Raw genomic sequence first — 21,935 nt, 5'->3', positions numbered from 1 at the left:
CCAATCGGCTAATTCCGGGGGATGGGGACTTTGCGATCTCCCCACGAGGCGACAAGCCCAAGCATCGCGTCCCGTTATCTCTTACGAGGGCGCAATTATGTCATCCCATACCTCTATATCCCTGGATAAGCTTTCCCGCCTGATCGGGACGGCGAAGACCCCTGTTCTGATCGATGTCCGCACCGAAGAGGATTTCGCCGCAGACCCCAGGCTTATTCCCGGCGCCGTCCGGCGCAGCCATCAGGACGCCGCCGACTGGAGCGAGGAATTTTCCGGTCATCCTGCCATCGTGGTCTGCCTGCGCGGTGCGAAACTGGCGCAGGGCACCGCGGCCTGGCTGCGCAACGCCGACGTCACGGCCGAAACGCTGGAAGGCGGCTTTGAAGGCTGGAAAGAGGCGAAACTACCACTGGTGGATGCCGCCAAGCTGCCGCCCCGCGACGCCAAGGGGCGCACGATCTGGGTGACGCGCGCGCGGCCAAAAATCGACCGCATCGCCTGCCCCTGGCTGATCCGCAGGTTCATCGACCCCAACGCGGTGTTCCTGTTCGTGGCGCCGTCCGAAGTGGTGGCGGTGGGCGAGCGCTTCAACGCCGTTCCCTTCGATATCGAGAACGTGTTCTGGAGCCACCGCGGCGAACTCTGCACCTTCGACGTCATGATCGAGGAATTCGGTCTGGCGACGCCGCCACTGCTGCGTCTGGCGACGATGGTTCGCGCTGCCGATACCGGGCGGCTCGATCTGTCGCCGGAAGCGCCGGGGTTGCTGGCCGCATCGCTCGGCCTGTCCAGGATGTTCGACGACGATCTCGAGCAGCTCGAAGCCGGCATGATGCTGTACGATGCGTTCTACCGTTGGTGCCGCGACGCCACCGGCGAAACGCATAACTGGCCGACCAACAAGGCAAAATCGTAATGAATGCGACCACGAACACCACTGCCGAAGCTGACGCCGGTCACGGCATCAGCTTCGGCGAAGCGTTCGGGGTCTGGCTGCGGGTCGCCGTATTGAGCTTCGGCGGCCCGGCTGGCCAGATCGCGGTGATGCATCGCATCCTGGTCGAGGAAAAGAACTGGATCTCGGAGAGCCGGTTCCTGCATGCGCTGAACTACTGCATGCTGCTGCCGGGGCCGGAGGCGCAGCAGCTCGCGACCTATATCGGCTGGCTGCTGCACCGCACCGCCGGCGGCATCATGGCCGGCGGCCTGTTCATCCTGCCCGGCATCATCGCCATCATGGGCCTGAGCTATATCTATGCGGCCTATGGCAATGTCGGCTTCATCGAGGCGCTGTTCTTCGGCCTGAAGGCCGCGGTGCTAGCGATCGTCGTCCAGGCGGTCGTGCGCGTCGGCAAGCGCGCGCTGCGCAACCGGGTGATGATCGCGCTCGCCGCGGTCGCGTTTGTCGGGATCTTCTTCTTCGACGTCCCCTTCCCCATCATCATCGTCGCGGCCGGCGTGATCGGCTATTTCGGCGCGCGCAGCGGACGGCCGGAATTCGCCGCGGTCGAGCATGGCGGCGGCGGCAAAAAGACGGCCGTGGTCGACAGCCTGCTCGGCGAGGAACTGCCCGACCATGTCCGCCCGAGTGTCGGGCGCGCGCTCAGGGTCAGTTCGATCTGGCTGCTGCTATGGGTGGTTCCGGTGGCAGCCCTTTTGATCGGGCTGGGCCAGGCTCATGTGTTCAGCCAGATCGCGCTGTTCTTCAGCAAGATGGCGCTGGTGACGTTCGGCGGCGCCTATGCGGTGCTGGCCTATGTCGCCCAGCAGGCAGTCGAGCACTATCACTGGCTCGGGCCGCGCGAGATGCTGGATGGCCTCGGCATGGCCGAGACCACGCCGGGCCCGCTGATCATGGTGCTGCAGTTCGTGGGCTTCATGGCCGCCTTCCGCGATCCCGGCACGCTGCCGCCGATGCTCGCCGCCACGCTCGGCGGATTGCTGGCGACCTGGGTCACCTTCATCCCCTGCTTCCTCTGGATCTTCCTCGGCGCGCCCTACATCGAGACGCTGCGCGGCAACAAGGGGCTGGCGGGGGCACTGACCGCGATCACCGCGGCCGTGGTCGGCGTGATCCTCAATCTGTCGATCTGGTTCGCGCTGCACACGCTGTTCCGGAAGACGACGCCGTTTCGGTCGTTCGGGCTGTCGTTCGACATGCCCGACTGGTCGAGCCTCGATATCGCGGCGTTCGTGCTGGCGGCGGCCGCGGCGACCGCGATCTTCCGGCTCAACATCGGCATGCTCTGGGTGCTGGCGGGGTCGTGCGCGGCCGGCGTGGCGTTGCGGTTGCTGGGAATCGTATGATCCCAAGGGAATCGCAGGGTGGGTTACACCACATGTTCCGGCGCCAGCCGGCAGACCTCGGCGCTGATCTCCACCTGCAGCGTGGCGTGGTGGATGTTGAAGCGGTGCGCGAGTTCCTCGCAGACGCGATGCAGGAATGAATCATCGTGGCCGCCGGGCCGCACCAGGTGCGCGGTCAAGGCGGTCTCGTTGGTGCTCATGGCCCAGACGTGCAGATCGTGCACTTCCGTGACGCCTTCGAGCCCGCCGAGATAGATCCTGACCTCCGCCAGCTCGATGCCGCGCGGTACGCCGTCGAGCGCGAGGTTGACGCTGTCGCGCGCCAGCGCCCATCCGCTCCAGAACACCACGGCCGCGATGACGAGGCTGGTCGCGGGATCAAGCCACAGCCAACCCGTCCACATGATCACAAGCGCTGCGACCACCACCCCGAGCGAGACGCCGGCATCGGCCGCCATGTGCAGATAGGCGCCGCGAATATTGAGGTCGCCGTGGCGGCCGCGCATGAACAGCAAGGCGGTGCCGCCATTGATGGCGACGCCAAGCGCTGCGACGGCCACAACCGTCCAGCCGGCCACGGCCGCGGGCGCGTAGAGGCGGTTGACCGCCTCGACGACGATGCCGCCGACCGCGACCAGCAACAATCCGGCATTGAACAGCGCCGCCAGGATCGAGGCCCGCCGATAACCGTAGGTGTGGCGCTCGGTCGGCTTCCTTTGCGCCAGCCACACCGCACCCCATGCCAGCAGCAGCGCCACCACGTCGGAAAGATTGTGAACGGCGTCCGAGATCAAAGCGAGCGAGTTGGCGGCATAGCCAAAGATCAGCTCGGCGATGACGAACGCGGTATTGAGCACGGCGCCGATGGCAAAGGCGGCGCCAAAATTGTCCGGCACGTGGCTGTGTTCGACGTGGCCGTGGGAGTGACCATGTGCGTGGTGATCGTGCGCCATTCCGCCTCGTCCTGAGCCCGGTTCTGATTGAGCCAGAACCAGGCTCTAGCTTTTTGTTTGACGCGTTTTCTTTGCGTGAAGCGGTGTCCACTTCACTCGAAAACGCTATGTTTTCGACGGCGACGTTATAGCGCGCGGAATTTCGAATACTATTACAGCGAAACCGCGATCAGCTCCTCCACCAGCGGACCGCCGCCGACCGAAAACACGATGAACTGCTTGCCGCCGGCCATGTAGGTCATCGGCGCGCCGGTCGCGTTCGCCGGCAGTTCCATCTCGGCCAGCATCGCGCCGGTGGTCTTGTCGTAAACCCATAGATGCGGATCGAGATTGTGCAGATCCCTGACCGGCAAATTGAGGCCCGGCACGAAGCGCGGCGCGCTCACGTAGCCCATTTGCACGACAATCATGACCGTCTTGGTCACCAGCGCCCAATTCCGGAACGGCAGTCCCAGTTGTTCGCGAATACCCAGCGCCAGGATCGGGGGTATTGCCATGCTGCGCCCCACCGGAATCCGCCAGCGGTGCTCGCCGGTATTCATGTCGATGGCCACGATGCTGCCGAACGGCGGCTTGAGCAGCGGCAACCCGCGCGGCCCGGCCGGATAACTCGGCAGCCCGATGAAATCGTAGGATCCCTGCCATGACTCCGGCTTCTGGATCTTCACGAGCGTCGGGATGCGATAGGTGCCGACATAGAGCGTACCGGTTTCCGGATCGATCGCAGCACCGGACCAGCTGGCGCCGCCGGCATTGCCGGGCACCTGGATAGTGCCGCGCTGCGATGGCGGCGTGAACAGCCCGCCGCGATCATAGGCCGAGGCGATCTCGACCGCCTCCTGGTGGATCTGCGGCGTCAGCGCGATCAGATCCTCGTCGCGCGCGCCCTGCAGGTCAAACGGCGCGGGCTTGGTCGGGACCGGCTGCGTCTTCGATGCGCGTTCGCCGGGAACGCTGGAGGCCGGTACCGGCTGCTCCTCGATCGGCCACACCGGCTTGCCGGTGACACGATCGAAGGCATAGACGTAGGCCTGCTTGGTAACCTGTGCGACCGCCTTGATGCGCTTGCCGTCGACCGTGATGTCGACCAGGTTCGGCGCCGCCGGTGGGTCGTAATCCCACAGGCCGTGATGGACAAGCTGGTAGTGCCAGACCTTCTTGCCTGTGGTCACGTCAAGGCACACCAGGCTCTCGCCGAACAGTCCATCGCCAGGACGCTGACCGCCATAGTAGTCGTTGGTCGGCGTGCTGACCGGCAGATAGACGTAGCCGAGCTCTTCGTCGGCGCTCATCGGCGCCCAGACATTGGCGTTGCCCATCTCCTTCCAGGAATCGTTCTCCCAGGTTTCGGTACCTGCCTCCTCGCCCTGCGCCACCGTATGGAAGGTCCAGAGCAGGCGCCCGGTGTTGGCGTCAAAGCCCCTGACGTCGCCGGGCGGCGACGGCCGCTTCGCCCACCAGTCGAATACTGAGGAGCCGACCACGATGACGCCGCGCACGATCACCGGCGGCGAGGTCATGGTGTAGTAGTTGCGGTCGACCGGACGGCGCAGGCCCTCTGTCAGATCGATCCGCCCGTCCTTGCCGAATGACGACACCGGCTTGCCGGTTTTGGCGTCGAGCACGATCATCTGCGCGAATGCGGTCAGCATGACGATGCGCTCGTCATCGCCATTGCGCCAATAGGCGACGCCGCGGTGCAGCCAGCCGAGGTTGGCGGGCAAGCCGAGGCCGTTTTGGTAGATCTTGGGATCGTAGACCCATTTGGTTTCGCCGGTCGCCGCGTCGATTGCGGCGACCTGCGACAGCGAGGTCGGGGTGTAGAGCACCCCGCCCACCATCAGCGGCGTCGATTCATTGGCGAAACTTGGTCCGATCGACGGATCGGCCTGCCTGACCGCCATGTCAGCCGATTTCCAGCGCCAGGCGACATGAAGGTTCTTGGCGTTGCTCGCATCGATCTGTGTCAGCGGCGAATAGCGCGAAGCCGCATAGCTTCCGGTATAGGCCGGCCATTCGCCCTGCGTGAGCGCCTTCACAGATTCGGGAAGCGCGCCGGGGATGGTTTGCGCGTGGGATGCGCAAGAAGCGCCCAGCAAGACAGCCGCAAGGCCGATCGTCAGCGTGCGAGGGATCATGTTGTCCTCCCTGCTTCCAGCCTACCCTACACGAGAGTATTGACCATAACGCTGGCATTGTCTAGTGTACTAGTTAATGCATACAGACTTGCTGAACACCCTCCGGCTCGAAAGCTCGGGCGTCCCGATCTACGTCCAGCTCAGGGAGCAGATTTTGCGGCAGCTTGGCGCCGGCGTGCTGGCGGCCGGCGACCAGATGCCGACCATGCGCGAGGTGGCGGTCGCACTGAAAATCGACCTCAATACGGTGCGGCACACCTACGACGAACTGGAGCGGATCGGCGCCATCACGCTGGTTCGCGGGCGCGGCAGCTTCGTCGCCAAGCCCCCGCCAGCCCTGGGCGCGCGCGCCCAGCAGGCCCAAACCGATGGTCTGGCAAAGCAGGTTCTCGCTACAGCGGCCACGATGGGGATCGACCCCGTTGCGCTGGCCGACCGAATAAAGGCCCTCGCGAAGCAGAAGGAATAGTCGTCATGAACAACTATTTTATGGCTAACGGAGCTAACAAGCCTGCAATCGTGTTGGCTGCCTTGTTCGCAGCCGCCGCGGCGCTCTGCGCGTGGTTCGGCGAAAGCACGGGCACGCGCAGCTACTACTGGATGGCCGGCGGCCTCGCCGTCATCGCGGCGCTGATCCCGCAATCCCTCATGGTCGCGGATCAATGGGAACGCGCCGTGGTGCTGCGGCTTGGCAAGCTCACGGCCATTCGCGGCCCGGGCGTGTTCGCGATTCTGCCATTCATCGACAGTGTCGCCTCCTGGCTCGACCAGCGCATCCAGACCACCGAAATCAATGCCGAGAAGGCGTTGAGCAAGGACACGGTGCCGGTGAACATTGATGCTGTCGTGTTCTGGCAGATCCACGATCCCGAACGCGCTGCGCTCGAAATCACCAACTACCGCCAGGCGATTACCCAGGTCGCCCAGACCTCGCTGCGCGAGATCGTTGGCTCCTCTTTGCTGTCGACGCTGCTATCGGAACGCAAGAGCGGCGACCAGCAATTGCGCGAGGAGATCGGCCGCAAGACCGCCGAATGGGGCGTCTCCGTGCTCTCGGTCGAGATCCGCGACATCGGGGTGCCGCCGGCTCTGCAGGACGCCATGAGCCGGCAGGCGCAGGCAGAGCGCGAAAAACTGGCCCGCGTGCTGCTCGGCCAAGCCGAACAGGAGATCGCGCAGAAATTCGTGGAAGCCGCTGATCTCTATGCCCGCAGCCCGGCCGCGCTGCAGCTCCGCGCCATGAACATCATCTATGAGACCACCAAGGAGCGCGGCGCCACGATCCTGATCCCGACCAGCATGGTCGACAGCATGAATCCGGGCGGCGCGCTCGGCCTGGTCGCCGCCGCCGGCGCGCTGCCGAAGGGCGCTTGACCGGCGCCCTACTCTACGCCGCGCAGGAACTTGTTCGACTTCGGCAGGCCGTGGGCGAGACGGCCGGCGTCGGCGCGGTTGCCGCGCCAGTCGGCCAGGTCCTTCCAGCTCATGTTCTGGTCGCGCCCGGCGGAATCCTTCCAGCTCAATCCCGCTTTGGATTCGAACACCGCGACGTCGGACAGTTTTGCACTGGAATATTTCTGCAAGCGCACGCCGCGGCCGCGCGCCATTTCCGGCACCTGGTCGAGCGGGAACAGCACCATCTTGTGGTTGGTGCCGATCACAGCCACCGTGTCGCCCGAGACAGTCGCAATCGCGCAGGCCTCGTTCGGCATCTCGACATTGAGCACCTGCTTGCCCTTGCGGGTGTTGCCGACGCAATCGTCCTCGCTGACCACAAAGCCCTGCCCTTCGAGGCTTGCGATCAGGAACTTGCGGCCGCCGGTGTTGACGAACAGCGACACGATCGCGGCGTCCTGCTCCATGTCGATGAACATGCGGATCGGCTCGCCATGGCCGCGGCCGCCCGGCAGTTTTGCCACATCGAGCGAATAGAACCGCCCGTTGGTGGCGAACACCAGAAGCTTCGAGGTGGTCTCGGCGAAGAAGGCATGGTCGAGCTTGTCGTCGGTCTTGAAGACGAGCGACGACAGGTCGGCGACATGGCCCTTCAGGGTGCGGACCCAGCCCTTCTCGGAAATCACCACCGTGCACGGCTCGCGTTCGACAAAGGCCTCCTCGATCGCGGCCAGATCGTGCTCGGGCGCGTCGGCGAATTGCGTGCGGCGCTTGCCGAGCGGCGTCTTCGGCCCAAAAATGTCGCGGACCTTGCGGACCTGGTCGCCGACCCTGGACCATTGCTCGGCCTCGGAGCCGAGCAGCGACTTGATGCCCTTCAACTCGTTGCGGAGGTCCTTGTCCTCGGTGCGGATCTCGAATTCCTCGAGCTTGCGCAAGCTACGCAGCCGCATGTTGAGGATGGCGTCGGCCTGGATTTCCGTCAGCTTGAACGCCTTGATCAGCGCCGGCTTCGGCTCATCCTCGGTGCGGATGATCTTGATCACCTTGTCGATGTTCAGATAGGCGATCAGATAGCCGCCGAGCACTTCGAGCCGGTTCTCGATCTGGGCCTTGCGGAAGTTCGAGCGGCGCAGCAGCACGTCGCGCAGATGGTCGAGCCATTCGCGCAGGCACTCGGCCAGCCCGATCACCTTCGGGATGCGGCCCTTCACCAGCACGTTGAGGTTCAGCGAAATCTTGCTCTCGAGCTCGGTGAGCCGGAACAGCGATTCCATCATCAGCGCAGGATCGACGGCACGAGACTTCGGCTCGATCACGAGGCGGACGTCTTCGGCGGACTCGTCACGGACGTCGCCGACCAGCGGCAATTTCTTCTCGTTGAGCAGCTCGGCGATCTTCTCGACCAGCCGCGACTTCTGTACCAGCCACGGAATCTCGGTGATGACCACGACCCAGGTGCCGCGCGCGCCCTCTTCCTGGTTCCATTTGGCGCGGGTGCGGAACGAGCCGCGCCCGGTGACATAGGCTTCGGCGATGCTTTCCTTGGAATCGACGATGATGCCGCCGGTCGGGAAATCCGGGCCCTTGACCCATTTCAGCAGCGCCTTCGACTTCGCCTCGGGCTTGTCGATCAGATGCAGCGCGGCGTCGCACAGCTCCGCCACGTTATGCGGCGGGATCGAGGTCGCCATGCCGACCGCGATGCCCTGCGCGCCGTTGGCGAGCAGGTTCGGGAAACCGCCGGGCATCACGACCGGTTCTTTGCTCTGGCCGTCGTAATTGGGACGGAACTCGACGCCGTCCTCGTCGATGCCGTCGATCAGGAGCCGCGCGACCTCGGTCATGCGCGCTTCGGTGTAGCGGTAGGCGGCGGGATTATCGCCGTCGATATTGCCGAAATTGCCCTGGCCGTCGACCAGCGGATAACGCGAGGCGAAATCCTGTGCCAGCCGCACCATGGCGTCGTAGATCGCCTGGTCGCCATGCGGGTGGAACGAGCCCATCACGTCGCCGACGATTTTTGCGGATTTCTTGAACGGCGTGCCGGGGTCGAGCCGCAGCAGGCGCATGCCATAGAGGATGCGCCGGTGAACCGGCTTCAGCCCGTCGCGGGCGTCCGGCAGCGCGCGGTGCATGATGGTCGAGAGCGCATAAGCGAGATAGCGCTCTTCCAGCGCATCGCGCAACATGACCTCGTGGATTTCCGCCGGCTCTTCCGGCGGTAGCTGTCGTTTTCCCATGGGCAGGCGTTAAACTTTTGCGGTGAATCGGGCAAGACGCGAATCGGGGCATCCGCCGTCCCTGCGTTCGCGGAACCCCATAACCACAGGTGTTTGTGGCGAAAAACGGCTGGCGCGAGGACTCCCATTGACGGGCCTCGGCGTATGCATCCCTGCGTGCGCTGAGACCACGAGTTTGGAGAGCCGGGTCAACCCGCCGAACTGATTCGCAACCTGTGCCGGGTCACCGCATTGATGAACCCGTCCCTGGCATCCGAGTGGCCCTGCCCGCGCGGTTCCAGCACGTGGCGGAGCAGAAACATACCGGTCAGCCGGAAACCATCCTGCAGGTCCTGGTCCGACCAGCCGTTCGAGCCGGCCTCCCCCTCGCGCAGGAATGGCGGCAGCCGCAGCAGACGCTCACGGTACGGCTCGCCGGCGCCCCGCGACACCGCGCCGCCGGATTTCGGCGAGACATAGACCAGGTCAACGGTGGCGCCGGTGGCGGCGCAATTTTCCAGATCGAGTCCGAAGCCGAGCTCGGCGAGCATCGCGAGCTCAAACCGGACCAGATGCACCGCGGCCTCGCCGACGTCGTCGAAATCGTCCAGCGTCCGCTCGAGCATCTCGTAGATGTCCTCGTGGGGATCGCGCTCCGGCAACAACCGCACCAGCGAGGCCAGATGGGTGATGCCATAGGTCGCGTGCGCCGACGCCAGCAGCGTCGCCGCGCGCAAGCGCGTGCCTTCGACGACGTAATAGCCGAGATGCTCGTCGAGCCGCGCCCGCCACACCGTGGTGACGCTGTTGCCGGGTTGCAGCAACGGCCGCATCCGCTTGCCCGCACCGCCGCGCACGAGGCCAAGGTGCCGGCCGTGGCTGCGCGTCAAAAGCTCGACAATGGCGGAGGATTCGCCATGCCTGCGCACCCCGAGCACGATGCCTTCGTCGGTCCATTCCATGGGCGGAAGCTTACAGGATTCCGGCGGTGGGCGCAGCTATAGCTGAGTTGTCATTCCGGGATGGTTCGAAGGACCAGACCCGGAAGTTCGAGATTCTCGGATGTGCAACCGCACATCCTAGTTCGATGCTTCGCATCGCCCCGGAATGACGACGATAATTTCACGCGTTGAACCAGCCCTTGGCATCGCCGGTGAACGAAAAATACAGCCCTGCCGCCGTCAGTGCGCAGGAGACGACCTCGATGGCGCTGTCGAGTTGCACGCCGGCCTCGCCGATCACCTGGATCAGCGAGATCACCGACAGGACCAATGCCGCGGCGAGCGCCCAGCGCGGCCAGTTTCTGCGGTGCTGCGCGGCGAGTCGGACGAAATAGACCAAGAGCAGGATCAAGCCGGCCGCCATCACGGTCGCCACATGGATCATCTGTTCGGTCATTGCTGATGTCGGCGTACGGTCCTGGAACGCTACCGACACCGCATCCAGCGTCAGCGACAGATACAGCAGAACCTCAAACCACAGCACGTTCCTCGGTACGTTCATCGGGGCGCCGGTTGTTCTTTCTTTTCCAGATGATTCCCGAATCATTCCCTTGGGAAATCCAGGCCCATTTCCCTGTAGCGGTCGGGGTCGTCGCCCCAGTTCTCGCGTACCTTGACGAACAGGAACAGGTGCACGGGGAAGCCGACTATCTCCGCGATCTCTTTCCGCGACTCCGCGCCGATCGACTTGATGGTGGCACCGCCCTTGCCGAGCACGATCTTGCGCTGGCTCTCGCGCTCGACAAAGATCGTCTGCTCGATGCGGACCGACTTGTCCTTGCGTTCGGTCCAGCTGTCGGTCTCGACGGTGGATTGATACGGCAGTTCCTGATGCAGGTGGCGATAGATCTTTTCGCGGGTGATTTCCGCCGCCAGATGCCGCAGCGGCGCGTCCGACATCTGGTCTTCGGGATAGTGAAACGGTCCCGGCGGCACCATCTTCGCCAGTGTCTTGCGCAAATCGTCGACGCCGTCGCCGGACAGCGCCGAGATCATGAAGGTGCTTTCGAATTTCATGCGATCGTTGGCGGCCTGCGCCAGCGCCAGCAATTTCTCGCGCGGGATCAGATCGATCTTGTTCAGGACCAGGATCTTCGGATGCTGGACCGTGGCGAGCTTGCTCAGGATCGCCTCGGCCTCCTCGTCGATGCCGGCCTTGGCATCGAGCAGCACACAGACCAGGTCGGCGTCATGAGCCCCGCTCCAGGCCGTCGACACCATGGCGCGGTCGAGGCGTCGTTTGGGCGAGAAGATGCCGGGCGTGTCGACCAGGATGATCTGGGCGTTATCCTCGATCACGATGCCGCGGATCAGCGCCCGCGTGGTCTGCACCTTGCGCGAGACGATCGTGACCTTGGAGCCGACCAGCGCGTTGACCAGCGTGGATTTGCCGACATTCGGCGCACCGATCAGCGCGACAAAGCCGCAGCGGGCGGCGGCGGGCGCACTATCGGTTGAAGATTCAATTGTCATTGCTTGCGCCACTAACGCCTTCGCGTTCGATCATTACGGAAGCCGCGACCTTTTCGGCCGCGCGCTTGGAGCCGCCGAGACCTTCGGCGGGCTCGAGGCCCGGCAGATCGACGGCAACGCGGAATTGCGGATCGTGATGCGGCCCGGTGCGCTCGATCTCGCGATAGACCGGCGTCGGCAGTCCCTTGCTCTGGGCCCACTCCTGCAGCACCGTCTTCGGATCGCGCAGCGGCCGGCGCGGCTTGCGCATCCGCTCCAGCCAGTTGCGCTCGACGAATTGCGCCGCCGCGGCATAACCGCCGTCGAGATAGATCGCGCCGATCACGGCTTCGCAGATGTCGCCGAGCACGGATTTTCTTAAGCGCGCGCCGGCGCCGGCGCCGACCGCGCCGAGCTTGATGTCGTCGAGCAGCCCCAGCGATTTGGCGACGTCGGCGCAGCTCTCCTTGCGCACGAGATCGGCGAGGCGTTTGGACAATTCGCCCTCGTCGGCCCGCGGATAGGCGCGATACAGCATGTCGGAGATGATCAGCCCGAGCACGTGGTCGCCGAGGAATTCGAGGCGCTGATAGCTGTCGGCACGGTGCCGGGTCGCGGGCTTCAGCGCGGAAACATGCGTGAAGGCGGTCGTCAGCAGCGCGCTATCGGCGAACTTGTAGCCGATCCGCGCCTCGATCGCCGCGGCCGCCGCCTTGGCGCCGGCCTTGCCGCGCTTCTTCTTGAGCACGGCTTCGCCGCCGGCTTCGGGCTTTGGGCTCGGCTCGCCTGCGTTCCCGGAATCGTGGATGACTGATGTTTCGTCGTTCATCGCACGATTGAGAATATACGATTCCAGCGCACCGCGGTCGGCCAGCGCCAGAACATCCAGGCATGTTCGCCCTCGGCAATCGAGAAGAAGATCATCTGGGCACGGCCGACGATGTTCTCGAACGGCACGTAGCCCACCGCCGACAGCACCCGGCTGTCGGTCGAGTTGTCCCGGTTGTCTCCCATCATGAAGAAATGGCCGGCCGGCACGGTGTAGACATTGGTGTTGTCGTAGAAACCATTGTCGACGCAATCGAGCGATTCATAGGTCACGCCGTTCGGCAGCGTTTCCTTCCAGCGCTTGACCCGGGCGGTGGCGTCTGAGCCGCAGGGATCCTCGCCGATGAAGTCCGACAGGCGCTCGCGCTTGACCGGGACGTCGTTGATGTGGAGCAGCCCCTCGCGCATCTGGATGCGGTCGCCCGGCAGGCCGATCACGCGCTTGATATAGTCGGTGGAGTCGTCCTTGGGCAGGCGGAACACGACGATATCGCCGCGGTTCGGCTCCGAGCCGAAGATGCGGCCCGAGAACAGCGGCGGCGACAGCGGTATCGAATAGTGGCTATAGCCGTAGGAATATTTCGACACGAACAGATAGTCGCCGACCAGGAGCGTCGCCTTCATCGAGCCTGAGGGGATGTTGAACGGCTGGAACAGGAAGGTGCGGATCACGAGCGCGATCAGGAGAGCATGGATGATGACGCGGATGGTTTCACCCAAGCCGCTTTCAGTTTTTGTGCCGGATGTCACGCTCATCGCTTTCCCAATTCCCGCAGGCCTTTGCCCGCACGGTGGCAGAACGTTTTCCTCACGCGAATCGCAGGTCCGTTCGCGTCAAGAAAATGGTCTCGATACTGATGTTGAAGGCCATTTCCGGCGAAAACCTGAATCGGCCCTGGCTCGATATTGAAGCTAGCGGCGTTTTAGACGGTTGTTCGCGGTGGCGCAATCAAGCGCCCGATAAAAACTTGCCAATCCATTGATAAATCAACGACTTTTTAGTTTTGACGCGATCTCCCGGCGCGAACGCCTGCAGCGTTCACGGTTTGCCGGGAACGACCGCCGAAATTATGACGAAGGCCTGCGCCAGCGGCCAGTCGTCGGTAATGGACAGATCGATCCGCGCCTCGAACCCGTCAGGGGTCATCGCCTGCAGCCGGGTCAGCGCCCCGCCTGTCAGTTTCATGGTCGGCCGGCCCCCGGGCAGGTTGACCACCCCCATGTCCTTCCACCAGACGCCCTGCCGGATGCCGGTGCCGAGCGCCTTGGAACAGGCCTCCTTGGCGGCGAACCGCTTGGCGTAGGTCGCCACCACCATTTTCTCGCTCTTGGCCCGCCGCGTCGCCCGGGCCCGTTCGGCATCGGTGAAAATGCGATCGAGAAAGCGGTCGCCGTGGCGCTCGATCACCTTGGCGACGCGGGTGATGTCGATCAGGTCGGAGCCGATGCCGAGGATCATCGCCCGCTCGCGATCTTGGCGCGTCCGCGGTTCATCGCGGCCCGCATCGCCCGGACGGTTTCGCCGAGGCCGACGAACAAGGCCTCCCCCATCATGAAGTAGCCTATGTTGAGTTCGGCGATCTCGGGCAGCGCGGAAATCGTCTCGGCGGTCTCGTAGTCGAGGCCGTGGCCGGCATGAACCTCAAGCCCCTCGGCGCGCGCCAGCGTGGCACCCCTGACGATGCGCTGCCATTCCGCTTCGGCCTTCGCGGCGTGGCCGTCGACCACGGCGTCGCACCAGCCGCCGGTGTGGATCTCGATCACGGGCGCGCGCAACTTCGCCGCCATTTCGATCTGGGCTGGATCGGCGGAGATGAACAGCGATACCCGGATGCCGGCATCGTTGAGCCGCGCGATGAAGGGCGCCAGCGCATTGTGCTGGCCGACCACGTCGAGCCCGCCTTCGGTGGTGAGTTCCTCGCGGCGCTCGGGCACCAGGCACACCGCATGCGGTTTGGTCGCCAGCGATATCCGCAGCATGTCGTCGGTCGCCGCCATTTCGAAATTCAGCGGCTTGGAAATTTCGGCCTTGAGGCGGGCCATGTCGCTGTCGCGGATGTGGCGGCGGTCCTCGCGCAGATGCGCGGTGATGCCGTCGGCGCCGGCCGCAATCGCGGCAAGGGCTGCGCGCACCGGATCCGGACGCTCGCCGCCCCGCGCATTGCGCAGGGTAGCGACGTGGTCGACATTGACTCCAAGGCGCAGCGGAGGAGCTTTCGGCATGACGGACTCACGAAACCTGGCGGGAGAATTCAACCATTGACGCGCTCGACCCGTGCGACGACGGCCTTGGCGCGCAACTGGGCGATGATAGCGCTGAGATGCTTCAGGTCATAGACCTCGAGGTCGATGGTCAGTTCGGTGAAGTCGGGCGAACGGCGCGACATGCTGATATTGTCGATGTTGCCGTCGTGCTCGGCGATCACGGTGGCGACCTGGGCGAGGCTGCCGGGCTCGTTGACGTTGTGCACCAGAATTCGCGCCGGAAAACGCTGCGGCATGGTTTCGTCGATGTCCCAGCGCACGTCGAGCCAGCGCTCCGGCTCTTCCTCGAAATCCTTCAGCGCCGGCGCCTGAATCGGGTAGATCGTGATCCCCTCACCCGGCGAAACGATGCCGACGATGCGGTCGCCCGGCACCGCGCCGCCGTTCGGCGCGAACTTGACCGGCAGATCGGAATTCAGGCCGCGCACCGGGATGACAGAGGCGCTGCGCGCCGGATGCGGCGCGGATTGCAGCTTCAGCTTGCTCGCGAGGCTCTTCTTGGCGCCGTAGCGCACCAGCCGTTCTTCCTTGTAGTCGGGATACATGGCGCGGGCGACGTCGGAGGCCTTCAGTTCGCCGCGGCCGACGGACGCCATCACGTCCTCGATCGAGGTGCGCGCCAGCCGGGGCAAGGCCCCCTTCAGCTTGTCGTCGGCATACTCGATCTTGGCGCGGGCAAACAGGCGGTCGACGATGCGGCGGCCGAGGCCTGCATATTGATCCCGCACCGCGGTACGGGTCGCGCGCCGGATCGCCGCCCGCGCCTTGCCGGTGACCGCGAGCGATTCCCAGGCCGACGGCGGCGCCGACTGCGCCTGCGAGGTCAAGACCTCGACCTCGTCGCCGTTCTGCAATTCGGACGACAGTGGCGCGAACTTGCCGTTGATCTTGCAGCCGACCGCGCTGTTGCCGACATCGGTGTGCACGGCATAGGCGAAGTCGATCACGTTGGCCTGGCGCGGCAGCGCGATCAGCTTGCCCTTCGGCGTGAAGCAGAACACCTGGTCGTGGAACAGCTCCAGCTTGGTATGTTCGAGAAACTCTTCCGGATTGGAGCTTTCCGAGAGGATGCCGACGGTGTGGCGCAGCCAGGCAAAGGCTGAGGATTCGTGCTTGAGCCGCTCGGTCGGCGACCCCATGCCTTCCTTGTAGAACGCGTGCGCCGCGATGCCGAATTCGGCGATCTGGTTCATTTCCTCGGTGCGGATCTGCAGTTCGACGCGCTGGTTGCCGGGACCGATCACGGTGGTGTGGATCGAGCGATAGTCGTTCTGCTTCGGCGTCGAGATGTAGTCCTTGAAGCGCCCGGGCACCACCGGCCAAGTGGTGTGGACGACGCCGAGCGCGCGGTAGCAGGCCTCGACATCCGGCATCACGACGCGGAAGCCGTAGATGTCGGACAACTGCTCGAAGCCGACCGACTTGCGCTCCATCTTGGTCCAGATCGAAAACGGCTGCTTGCGGCGGCCGTAGACCCGCGCGGTGATGCCGTTCTTCTGCAGGTTCTTGGAGAGCTGGCTTTCGATCTCGCCGATCAGGTTGCGGTTGCGGTCGGCCAGCGCGTCGAGCCGCTGCATCACCACCGCATAGGCTTCCGGATCCAGCGTATGGAACGACAGGTCTTCGAGCTCTTCCCGCATCTCCTGCATACCCATGCGGCCGGCGAGCGGGGCATAGATGTCCAGCGTCTCCTCGGCGATGCGGCGGCGCGAGGCGTGCGGCACGAATTCGAGCGTGCGCATGTTGTGCAGGCGATCGGCGAGCTTGACCAGCAGCACGCGGACATCGTCGGCGATGGCGAGCAACAGCTTGCGCAGGTTCTCGGCCTGCTTGGCTTCGCGCGAGACCAGCTCCAGCCGTTTCAGCTTGGTGAGCCCCTCCACCAGCGCGCCGATCTCGTGGCCGAAGATATGGTCGATCTCGGCGCGCGTCGCCTCGGTATCCTCGATGGTGTCGTGCAGCAGCGCGGCCACGATGGTGGCGTCATCGAGCTTCAGCCCGGTCAGGATCGCCGCGACCTCGAGCGGATGCGAGAAATAGGGATCGCCGGACGCGCGCGTTTGCGTGCCATGCGCCTTCATGGCGTAGACATAGGCGCGGTTCAGCAGGTCTTCGTTGGTGTCGGGGTTATACGACCTGACGCGATCGACGAGATCATATTGCCGCATCATGCGCGCGCGGGGCGTCTTCGGCTTCTCCGCCACAGGCGACGTCGGCGCCACCGCAACCTGCTCGGTTGCGGCCTGCATCTGCCGGGGGCTGCGGCGCCAAAACGCCATCGAATCACTGCCTTCTTCCGCGGACCGGATTGGCCCGCTTTTGGATATCTAATGCGCTTTCGAACGAAGCTGCACCCGTTCAAAGCCCAGAAACGTTCACTTTCGCATGGCTTCGGGCCATCCAACGCCCAACCCGTGGCCAGCTTGCGGCGAAAATCGATTCCGGCGATTTCGGCTGCCTCCGCCAAGGACGCACGGTAACCGCAAAAATGTCAACAAAAGCAAAGGCCCGGACGAATGTCCGGGCCTTTTGACAGATCGGGGAGTTCAGGACGTCCCGGTACGGAACTATTCGTCCTCTTCGGGCTGCTCTTCCGGCGGCGCGAGGCCTTCGAGACCCTTCAGGAGCTCTTCCTCGGTCATCCGCTCGACCGCGACTTCGGTATCGTCGGCATCGACGCTGGCGCCGGCTGAGCCGATCAAGGGCACGGTATCGGGCTCGGGCTCATCGACCTCGACGAATTTCTGCAGGGAATGAACCAGTTCCTCCCGCAGGTCTTCCGGGGAGATGGTGGAATCGGCGATTTCCCGCAGCGAAACCACGGGGTTTTTATCATTGTCGCGATCAACCGTGAGTTGTGAGCCCGACGAAATCATCCGGGCACGATGTGCTGCCAGCAGCACGAGGTCGAACCGGTTGTCGACCTTATCAATGCAATCTTCCACGGTGACGCGCGCCATAGACTGTCGCTCCGTTAAATGGGGCCCAATATGTTGGTTATGGGGGCTAGTTATAGCGGTGGGTGGGGTTTCGCAAGACTAAATTTGTGATTTGCGTTCCTAATGGGCTCTGCTAACCCACCCTGGGGCCAGAAGGCCGGAGCGTCCAGACGCGGCAGGGTTGCCGTACAGGACAAGTAAATCTCTTCATTGCAGCATCAAAAGACTAGGTTTTTCGCCCTCCCCTCACCATAATTACAGTGGTGACTGTGGGGGGGCCCGATTCACCGAACTTTAGGCAGCGAAACACAAAAAGTGCGCGCGGTCCGTCGCCGCTGCGCCAAAAACGCTAACAACCACGCGAGAAACACTTGATGTCACCAGTTTCCAACAAGATCGCGCTCTTCATCGATGGCGCCAACCTCTATGCAACCGCTAAAACGCTCGGCTTCGACATCGACTACAAGCGCCTTCTCAAGGAATTCCAGAGCCGCGGAACGTTGGTTCGCGCGTTCTACTACACCGCGATTATCGAGGATCAGGAATATTCGTCGATCCGTCCCCTGATCGACTGGCTCGACTACAACGGCTACACCGTCGTCACCAAGGCGACCAAGGAATTCATCGACGCCTCTGGCCGCCGCAAGGTGAAGGGCAATATGGACATCGAACTCGCGGTCGATGCCATGGAGCTCGCCGAACATGTCGACCAGATCGTGCTGTTCTCCGGTGACGGCGATTTCCGCTCGCTGGTCGAAGCCGTGCAGCGGCGCGGTGTTCGCGTCACCGTGGTTTCGACGATTTCGAGCCAGCCGCCGATGATCGCCGACGAGCTGCGCCGCCAGGCCGACGTCTTCACCGATCTCGTCGAACTGCAGTCCAAGCTCGGCCGCGATCCTTCCGAACGCCCTGCCCCGCGCGAGCCGCGTCATCACGCCCCGCAATTCCTGCAGCGCGCGACCACGATGGCGCCCCGCGGCGCCGACGACGAAGAATTCGACGATTGAGCGTCACGCCATCAACTGCTAGGCCTCGGCTCTCCAAGAGAACCGAGGCCTTTTTGTTTTGGCTAACGCCATCAGCACTTCCGCACAACCCGATCGCAATTGCCCGCTGTGCCCGCGGCTCGTCGACTTTCGCGCAGAAGCCAGAGCGCTTCACCCCGACTGGTTCAATTCGCCGGTGCCGGCATTCGGCGATGCCAAGGGCCGGCTGCTGATCGTCGGTCTGGCGCCGGGCATGCAGGGCGCCAATCGCACCGGACGACCCTTCACCGGCGATTACGCCGGCGACCTGCTCTATGCCACCTTGCTGGAATATGGCTTTGCCAAGGGCGTCTATCAGGCTCGGCCTGACGACGGGCTCAAGCTGGTCGACTGCCGGATCGGCAATGCCGTGCACTGCGTGCCGCCGCAGAACAAGCCGCTGCCGGTCGAGATCAACACCTGCCGGCCATTCCTGATCGCCACGATGGCTGGGATGCCGAAGCTTCGCGCCATCGTCGCGCTCGGCCGGATTGCCCATGATTCGACGTTGAAGGCGCTGGGCATTCGCAATGCCGCCGCGCCGTTCGCGCACGGCGCGGTGCACGAGGCCGGCCATCTCCGGCTCTACGATACCTATCATTGCTCGCGCTACAACACCAACACGCGGGTGCTAACACCGGAAATGTTTCGCAACGTATTCGCGAAGGTGCGCGCCGATTTGGATAACGCTAAACCGGATTTTTCTTCAGCCACGCCAGCACGTCGCCGGCGTTCCGGTCGGGCGGAAACACCGGATAGAACACGTGGCGGATGACGCCATCGTCGACGATCATCGCCAGCCGCTTGATCAGCGTCAGTCCCGCTACCTGCATGGTCGGCAAATCAAGGGCGCGGGTCAGCGCCAGTTTTTCATCCGACAGGACTGGAAACGGCAGATGCAGCCGCGACGCCATCTCGGTCTGATAGACATTGTCCTGCGTCGACAGTCCGAACACATGTCGGGCGCCGGCGGCCTTGAGCTCCGCGAACAGGTCGCGGAACGAACAGGTTTGCGGGGTGCAGCCGCGTGCGCCGGGGATCATGTCCCAGTCATCGACCAGACTGATCTTGCCGGGCTCGCCGGTTCGGGGATAGGCGAATACGACCGTGCGGCCGGGCAATTCCGACAACGTCACCGACGTGTCGTCGGTGGCCAGCAGGCCGAGCCGCGGGATCGCCATCCCGACCAGATGCTTCGCCGCGCCATCGTCCGATGGCGCCGGGATCTTGCTCCAGTCGACTTCGAGCAGGTTCTTCTGGTTCATGGCTGCCTGGGTCCTATCGATCGTTGCGATGCTTTTCCCCGCACCGATTATCCGCGCGCCCGCAACAAGCGGCCCTTTTCCCGGCCCCAGTCGCGCTTCTTTTCGCTCTCGCGCTTGTCGTGCAGCTTCTTGCCCTTGGCGACCGCCAGCAGCAGCTTGGCGCGCCCGCGTTCGTTGAAATAGAGCTTTAGCGGAATCAGCGTCATGCCGTCGCGATCGACCGCGCCCATCAGCTTGTTGATCTGCTTTCGGTGCAGCAGCAGCTTGCGCGGGCGTTTCGGCTCGTGGTTGAAGCGGTTGGCCTGCAGATATTCGGGAATATTGGCGTTGATCAGCCAGATCTCGCCATCCTTGGTATCGGCATAGGATTCCGCAATCGTGGTCTTGCCGTTGCGGATCGATTTCACTTCGGTGCCGGTCAGCGCGATGCCGGCCTCGATGGTGTCCTCGATCGCGTAGTTGAACCGCGCCTTGCGGTTTTCGGCGACGACCTTGATCGGGCGTTCGTTCTTTTCGGCCACATCAAGCCTTCTTGAGGAGATCGCGGATCTCGGTCAGCAGCACCACCTCGGCCGACGGCTTCGGCGGCTCGGCAGGTTTCGCTTCATCCTTCCGCTTCAACTTGTTCATGCCGCGAATGACCATGAACAGCGCAAAGGCGATGATGATGAAATTGATCGTCAGCGTGAGGAAATTGCCCCAAGCCAAGACGGCGCCCTGCTTTTTGGCCTCGGCCAGATTGGTTGCCGTGACCTTCGCGGAAAGCCCGGTGAAATAGTTCGAGAAATCGAGCCCGCCGGTGATCGCACCTATCACCGGCATGATGATATCGCCGACCAGCGAGGTCACGATCGCGCCGAAGGCCACGCCGATGATGACGCCGACCGCGAGGTCAACCACGTTGCCCTTCATCGCGAAGTCGCGGAACTCCTTCAGCATGATCGATTCCCTTTTTCGTTCAACGGGCGAAGCGAGCGGCCGCCTTAGTTGATCAGGCCGGCATGCACCATGGCGTCGCGGATCACCGCGCCGGTTGGCGGCGTCACCGTCATCAGCGGCAGGCGCACTTCTTCGTCCAGCCGCCCCAAGAGCTTGAGGCCATGCTTGGCCCCGGCAAGGCCCGGCTCCTTGAAGATCGCATCATGCAGCGGTACCAGCCGGTCCTGAATTTTCAGTCCGGTGGCGTAATCGCCCTTGAGGACCGCGGACATCAGATCGGCGCACAGCTTCGGCGCCACGTTGGCGACGACCGAGATGCAACCATGTCCACCGGCGGCCATATAGGCCAGCGCCGTCATGTCCTCGCCGGAAAGCTGGATGAAATCCGGCCCCATCGCGTGGCGCTGCTGCGAGACGCGGGCGAGATTGGCGGTGGCGTCCTTGACGCCGGCGATGTTCTTCAGTTCGAACAGCCGGGTCATGGTCTCCACGGACATGTCGACAACGGAGCGCGGCGGGATGTTGTAGATGATGATCGGGATGCCGATCGCGTCATTCACCGCCTTGAAGTGCTGATACATCCCTTCCTGGGTGGGCTTGTTGTAATACGGCGTCACCACCAGCACGGCATCGGCGCCGGCTTTCTCCGCGTGGACAGCCAGATCGACGGCTTCGCGGGTCGAGTTCGAGCCGGCGCCGGCGATCACGGGAACGCGACCCTTCGCCTCATCGATGCACATTTCGACCACCCTGTGATGCTCATCATGGCTGAGGGTCGGGCTCTCTCCGGTGGTGCCGACGGGAACGAGACCGTGCGACCCCTGCTCGATCTGCCAGCTCACCAGGCCGCGGAAGGCCGCCTCGTCGAGCGAGCCGTTCTTGAATGGCGTGACCAAGGCGGTGAAGGAGCCCCGGAAATTTGTCTTGGCTGCCATCGACTTCCTCCAAACGCTTCAGATACGGCGCGACCGATGATGGGATTTCAATTCATACCGGGTCCGGCGATCAGGCGAAAGGCCGTTCCGTAAAGTCGCCTGGCGCATCGTTTTGAGGTCCTTTCCCGACCTCAACCCGGGACCACTTCAGGCCGCAACGCCATGGCCGCGATTTTGCCGTGGTGATGGCGCAAACAGGCACCGCCGCGACGTTTTTATCATTTTGTCCACATATTCAATCAAATAGACCTAAGGCTTGAGCGATTGAATG

22 protein-coding genes are annotated in these 21,935 nt (G+C 63.7%); 6 read left to right on the top strand and 16 right to left on the bottom strand.

All coding sequences use genetic code 11. From position 1 onward, the window contains the following. Positions 1-97 precede the first annotated feature (97 nt). Positions 98-916, top strand: coding sequence for a chromate resistance protein ChrB domain-containing protein (locus FFI89_RS15305; protein ID WP_138837858.1), 819 nt, complete (start codon positions 98-100; stop codon positions 914-916). Then, positions 916-2,307, top strand: coding sequence for a chromate efflux transporter (chrA, locus tag FFI89_RS15300; RefSeq protein ID WP_138837856.1), 1,392 nt, complete (start codon positions 916-918; stop codon positions 2,305-2,307). The genes FFI89_RS15305 and chrA overlap by 1 nt, the downstream gene beginning before the upstream one ends. Before the next feature lie 23 nt (positions 2,308-2,330). On the opposite strand, the gene FFI89_RS15295 is transcribed toward chrA, so the two are convergent. Continuing rightward, the gene (locus tag FFI89_RS15295) at positions 2,331-3,260 is read right to left on the bottom strand and encodes a cation diffusion facilitator family transporter (protein ID WP_138837854.1); all 930 of its coding nucleotides are present in this window, start codon (positions 3,258-3,260) and stop codon (positions 2,331-2,333) included. A 152-nt stretch (positions 3,261-3,412) separates the two neighbouring features. Further along, positions 3,413-5,398, bottom strand: coding sequence for a pyrroloquinoline quinone-dependent dehydrogenase (locus tag FFI89_RS15290; RefSeq protein ID WP_138837852.1), 1,986 nt, complete (start codon positions 5,396-5,398; stop codon positions 3,413-3,415). Between the two features lie 88 nt (positions 5,399-5,486). On the opposite strand from FFI89_RS15290, the gene FFI89_RS15285 reads away from it, so the two are divergent. Next, the gene (locus FFI89_RS15285; RefSeq protein ID WP_168212897.1) at positions 5,487-5,867 is read left to right on the top strand and encodes a GntR family transcriptional regulator; all 381 of its coding nucleotides are present in this window, start codon (positions 5,487-5,489) and stop codon (positions 5,865-5,867) included. Between the two features lie 5 nt (positions 5,868-5,872). Beyond that, positions 5,873-6,772 (top strand): slipin family protein, encoded by a 900-nt coding sequence (locus tag FFI89_RS15280; protein WP_138837848.1) that lies wholly within the window; start codon positions 5,873-5,875, stop codon positions 6,770-6,772. 8 nt (positions 6,773-6,780) lie between these two features. On the opposite strand, the gene parC is transcribed toward FFI89_RS15280, so the two are convergent. The 10 genes from parC to rpoZ form a co-directional block, all read right to left on the bottom strand. Beyond that, positions 6,781-9,036 (bottom strand): DNA topoisomerase IV subunit A, encoded by a 2,256-nt coding sequence (parC, locus tag FFI89_RS15275; RefSeq protein WP_138837846.1) that lies wholly within the window; start codon positions 9,034-9,036, stop codon positions 6,781-6,783. A gap of 188 nt (positions 9,037-9,224) precedes the next feature. Further along, positions 9,225-9,977, bottom strand: a complete 753-nt coding sequence (gene recO, locus FFI89_RS15270; protein WP_138837844.1) for a DNA repair protein RecO — start codon at positions 9,975-9,977, stop codon at positions 9,225-9,227. Positions 9,978-10,137: 160 nt separating this feature from the next. Continuing rightward, on the bottom strand, positions 10,138-10,518 hold the full coding sequence (locus FFI89_RS15260; protein WP_138837842.1) for a hypothetical protein: 381 nt from the start codon (positions 10,516-10,518) through the stop codon (positions 10,138-10,140). A 41-nt stretch (positions 10,519-10,559) separates the two neighbouring features. After that, positions 10,560-11,489 (bottom strand): GTPase Era, encoded by a 930-nt coding sequence (gene era / locus FFI89_RS15255; protein WP_138837840.1) that lies wholly within the window; start codon positions 11,487-11,489, stop codon positions 10,560-10,562. Then, positions 11,479-12,297, bottom strand: coding sequence for a ribonuclease III (gene rnc, locus FFI89_RS15250; RefSeq protein WP_138837838.1), 819 nt, complete (start codon positions 12,295-12,297; stop codon positions 11,479-11,481). Before rnc ends, era begins: the two co-directional genes overlap by 11 nt. After that, complete coding sequence (gene lepB / locus FFI89_RS15245) at positions 12,294-13,052, bottom strand: signal peptidase I (protein ID WP_138837836.1); 759 nt, start codon at positions 13,050-13,052, stop codon at positions 12,294-12,296. The genes rnc and lepB overlap by 4 nt, the downstream gene beginning before the upstream one ends. Before the next feature lie 283 nt (positions 13,053-13,335). Further along, positions 13,336-13,755: a holo-ACP synthase gene (gene acpS, locus FFI89_RS15240; RefSeq protein ID WP_138837834.1), complete on the bottom strand. Its 420-nt coding sequence runs from the start codon at positions 13,753-13,755 to the stop codon at positions 13,336-13,338. Beyond that, positions 13,752-14,519 (bottom strand): pyridoxine 5'-phosphate synthase, encoded by a 768-nt coding sequence (locus FFI89_RS15235; protein WP_138837832.1) that lies wholly within the window; start codon positions 14,517-14,519, stop codon positions 13,752-13,754. The genes acpS and FFI89_RS15235 overlap by 4 nt, the downstream gene beginning before the upstream one ends. A 29-nt stretch (positions 14,520-14,548) precedes the next feature. Continuing rightward, the gene (locus FFI89_RS15230; protein WP_138837830.1) at positions 14,549-16,840 is read right to left on the bottom strand and encodes a bifunctional (p)ppGpp synthetase/guanosine-3',5'-bis(diphosphate) 3'-pyrophosphohydrolase; all 2,292 of its coding nucleotides are present in this window, start codon (positions 16,838-16,840) and stop codon (positions 14,549-14,551) included. A gap of 288 nt (positions 16,841-17,128) precedes the next feature. Then, positions 17,129-17,521, bottom strand: coding sequence for a DNA-directed RNA polymerase subunit omega (gene rpoZ, locus FFI89_RS15225; protein WP_024512695.1), 393 nt, complete (start codon positions 17,519-17,521; stop codon positions 17,129-17,131). A gap of 353 nt (positions 17,522-17,874) precedes the next feature. Here rpoZ and FFI89_RS15220 point away from each other — a divergent pair, with 353 nt between their 5' ends. Both FFI89_RS15220 and FFI89_RS15215 read left to right on the top strand, forming a co-directional pair. Beyond that, positions 17,875-18,507, top strand: coding sequence for an NYN domain-containing protein (locus FFI89_RS15220; RefSeq protein WP_092508103.1), 633 nt, complete (start codon positions 17,875-17,877; stop codon positions 18,505-18,507). A 58-nt stretch (positions 18,508-18,565) separates the two neighbouring features. After that, positions 18,566-19,300, top strand: coding sequence for a uracil-DNA glycosylase (locus FFI89_RS15215; protein ID WP_138837828.1), 735 nt, complete (start codon positions 18,566-18,568; stop codon positions 19,298-19,300). On the opposite strand, the gene FFI89_RS15210 is transcribed toward FFI89_RS15215, so the two are convergent. Genes FFI89_RS15210 through dapA form a run of 4 tightly spaced genes read right to left on the bottom strand, consistent with a single transcriptional unit; the run spans position 19,215 to position 21,664 of the window. Next, on the bottom strand, positions 19,215-19,790 hold the full coding sequence (locus FFI89_RS15210) for a peroxiredoxin (protein WP_138837826.1): 576 nt from the start codon (positions 19,788-19,790) through the stop codon (positions 19,215-19,217). The two genes, FFI89_RS15215 and FFI89_RS15210, sit on opposite strands and share 86 nt — an antisense overlap. 47 nt (positions 19,791-19,837) lie before the next feature. Further along, positions 19,838-20,311: an SsrA-binding protein SmpB gene (gene smpB, locus FFI89_RS15205; RefSeq protein WP_138837824.1), complete on the bottom strand. Its 474-nt coding sequence runs from the start codon at positions 20,309-20,311 to the stop codon at positions 19,838-19,840. 1 nt (position 20,312) lies between these two features. Further along, positions 20,313-20,729, bottom strand: a complete 417-nt coding sequence (gene mscL / locus FFI89_RS15200) for a large conductance mechanosensitive channel protein MscL (RefSeq protein ID WP_138837822.1) — start codon at positions 20,727-20,729, stop codon at positions 20,313-20,315. A 44-nt stretch (positions 20,730-20,773) separates the two neighbouring features. Next, positions 20,774-21,664 (bottom strand): 4-hydroxy-tetrahydrodipicolinate synthase, encoded by an 891-nt coding sequence (dapA, locus tag FFI89_RS15195; RefSeq protein WP_138837820.1) that lies wholly within the window; start codon positions 21,662-21,664, stop codon positions 20,774-20,776. Between the last annotated feature and the right edge of the window lie 271 nt (positions 21,665-21,935).

The organism is Bradyrhizobium sp. KBS0727 (assembly GCF_005937885.2).
In the GTDB taxonomy this organism is placed as follows: Bacteria; Pseudomonadota; Alphaproteobacteria; order Rhizobiales; family Xanthobacteraceae; genus Bradyrhizobium.
Note: the sequence above shows the minus strand (reverse complement) of the source record. Positions and strands in the feature narration are given on the sequence as shown.